A 2,847-nucleotide genomic window follows, 5' to 3' on the forward strand; every position below is an offset into this window, starting at 1 on the left:
CCGGAACGTACGGCAGTCGCGACATGCGCGCCCCCTCCCCCTTCACGCCCGCAGGCGCCCGACTCCCCACAACCTAACGGCCCCCACTGACAACCGGCCCGGAGCCGCTTGACGGAATGTGGCCGGATTCGACCGTTCGCCACGTACTGCCTGGTCATACGTGACCGGGCAGGCGCTTCCTCACCCCCTCGGCCCAATCTTTAGCCGAATGAGGGCTTTTAGCTAAGCCTAAAGATGGCATTCTCTTAAGAGGAGACTTCTTCGAAGCCGTCCGGCGGCCGTCCCCGGCCTGCCGCGCGCGCACCACGAGCTTGGGGGGTAGCCATGACCTGGCGCCATGGCAAGGAACGCAGCTGCTCGGCGGATTTAGCGGGTGCCCGGGTGGCGCGCCACGCCACGGCGTCACTGGCGGGTCTGGTCGCCGAACGGGGCATGTCCCGCAAGGACTTGGCGGAGCGCATGGGAGTCTCCCCGGGACGGGTCAGCCAAATACTCTCCGGTGACGAGAACCTGACGCTCCGTTCGCTGGTGGCCGTCGCCGAAGCCCTCGACGTACGCATGGAGATCTCGTTCTTCGAGGACCGGCAGCCCGCACCCGAACTCAGAGAATCCATGGAGACCATGGAGGCGCGCCCCTTAGCTCCCTCCCACGGCTGAAGCGGCCAGCTCGCTCCGCAGCGCCTGGATGACCTTGTCGTCACTGCGTTTACCGTGCGTGTGGACCAGGTCGAGCAGGTATACGCAGAGGTGCTCGGCCTCACCGAGCGCCCTCCTCAGCTGCCGGACCTCGTCCGGCGTGCGCTCCCGCGCGTGCCGCTCGCAGAGTTTCTCGACGTTCCGCTCCAGAGTGATCCACTTCTGTGCCGCCACCCGCACGTCGCGGTGCCGGTCGTCGATCTCCTTCTTCAGCCCGCCGTTGCGGACCCTGCCCGCACGTCCCGGCGCCTCCAGCCGCGCGAGGAGGTGTGCCTTGACCTGGTCGGCGAAGGTGTCGAGCTCCCAGCAGCCGGGGAACCCCAGCGCCATCCGCTCGCACCACAGGGCACGGTCCGTCCGCAGCCGCGTGGCCAGGCTGTGGAGCAGGAGGGAGTCCCCCAGGGTCATGATGGCCAGCAGGGGGTGCTCACCGGACTCGCCCGCCCTGCGCTTGGGCATCAGCCCCAGCCCGGCCACCACGCCCACCGCCGCCGGGGGCACGTTCGTCGCCTGCGGCAGCAGCAGCCCGCTGCCCAGCGCGGCCATGGCCGCCGTCCAGATCACCACGGCCAGCGCCCCGGCGGCCGACCGGACGGTGCCGAGCAGACGCCCCTCCCCACGGAAGCGCCAGACCAGGCACACCCAGGTCACAGGTGCGCAGACACCCGCGGGCAACACCCACTCCGACAGCACGGACGACTGGTCCCAGGCCACGGCGTCCCCCATTCCGGTTGCAGAGGTCTCCCCCGACCCCGGGCTCGTCGTTCTTCACACAGAGCCCCAGCGTGACTACAGAATGATGTTCCCACTCAGGCCGCTACCGTGTGCAGCTATTCCGGCCAAGACTCGACGCAACACGCTGCAGTTTTCGCCACCGCCCGGCCGGAAGTCGACCAAGCGACGGTCGCCGCGCTCCGGGAGAGCACAGAGGGAGCGCAGAAGGAGCGCAGGGGAAGCACAGAAGGAGCACAGCAAAACGGGCCCCTCCGAGTGACTTTCATCACTTCGAAGAGGCCCGTTTCAACGGTGTGCGCGAGGGGGGAGTTGAACCCCCACGCCCTTTCGGGCACTGGAACCTGAATCCAGCGCGTCTGCCTATTCCGCCACCCGCGCATGGGTGTTGTCTTCAGTCTTCCCGCGACTCCCCCGGTCGTTTCCTTCCGGTGTCTGTCGCGTTCGCCTTCCGACATCGAGAACATTAGCACGCTTCACCGGGTGCCTTCACGCCCCTTGTCCCCGGACCTGCGCGGACGGCACCCGAGCACGGACCAAAGCGCCTACCGAAGCACTGTGCAAGGCCCTACCGAAGCACTGCGCGGAGCTCGACCGACACACTGACCGACCCCAGACCCCCGACCGACGCACTGACCGGTTCCCGGTCGAAGCTCCGGCCGGGAACCGGAGCGGACGCCCTCCCCCGGAGCGAGAGCCGACGAGATCCGACGAAAGCCGGCGAGAGCCTCCGCCGGCAGGCCGCTACTCAGAGCACTCCGTCGGCCACTCCACCGACCGCTCCGCCCGCCGCCCCACCGGTTGTCGGCCAGGCACCCCACCGGTTGCGGGACACTGGCTCTCAACCGCCTCTACGATCCCTAGTGAAGGCGGCGCGGGACAGGGACGGACAGCGACACTCGTCACTCCTGCCCCCGAAGGGGAACCAGCCGTTTTCCCGACGCGTGGATACGATCAGTAAGCAGTATCAGGAACGACTTCGAGCATCAGGAACGTCACTGAGGGAAGGAGGTGCCCCGTGGGAGTACTGAAGCGCTTCGAGCAGCGACTCGAGGGTCTCGTGAACGGCACCTTCGCCAAGGTGTTCAAGTCCGAGGTGCAGCCGGTGGAGATCGCGGGCGCGCTGCAGCGGGAGTGCGACAACAACGCCACCATCTGGAACCGCGACCGCACCGTCGTCCCCAACGACTTCATCGTGGAGCTGAGCGCCCCCGACTACGAGCGCCTCAGCCCGTACTCCGGCCAGCTCGGGGACGAGCTCTCCGGCATGGTCCGCGACTACGCCAAGCAGCAGCGCTACACCTTCATGGGGACCATCAAGGTCCACCTGGAGAAGGCGGACGACCTCGACACCGGGCTGTACCGGGTGCGCAGCCGCACCCTCGCGTCCAGTGAGTCGCAGGAACCGCAGCCCCGCCA

3 protein-coding genes and 1 tRNA gene are annotated in these 2,847 nt (G+C 67.9%); 2 read left to right on the forward strand and 2 right to left on the reverse strand.

Annotated features, from left to right (window positions below):
* Positions 1–324 precede the first annotated feature (324 nt).
* Positions 325–657, forward strand: coding sequence for a helix-turn-helix domain-containing protein (locus K6I34_RS34915; protein WP_229332051.1), 333 nt, complete (start codon positions 325–327; stop codon positions 655–657).
* Here K6I34_RS34915 and K6I34_RS34920 read toward each other — a convergent pair.
* Both K6I34_RS34920 and K6I34_RS34925 read right to left on the reverse strand, forming a co-directional pair.
* Positions 637–1,422, reverse strand: a complete 786-nt coding sequence (locus K6I34_RS34920) for a hypothetical protein (protein WP_229332052.1) — start codon at positions 1,420–1,422, stop codon at positions 637–639. The two genes, K6I34_RS34915 and K6I34_RS34920, sit on opposite strands and share 21 nt — an antisense overlap.
* 303 nt (positions 1,423–1,725) lie before the next feature.
* Positions 1,726–1,809, reverse strand: a tRNA-Leu gene (locus tag K6I34_RS34925).
* 637 nt (positions 1,810–2,446) lie between these two features.
* Here K6I34_RS34925 and K6I34_RS34930 point away from each other — a divergent pair.
* A partial coding sequence (locus K6I34_RS34930) for a DUF3662 domain-containing protein (protein WP_229332053.1) occupies positions 2,447–2,847 on the forward strand: 401 nt, incomplete at its 3' end.

The organism is Streptomyces sp. UNOC14_S4 (genome assembly GCF_020740835.1).
In the GTDB taxonomy this organism is placed as follows: domain Bacteria; phylum Actinomycetota; class Actinomycetes; order Streptomycetales; family Streptomycetaceae; genus Streptomyces.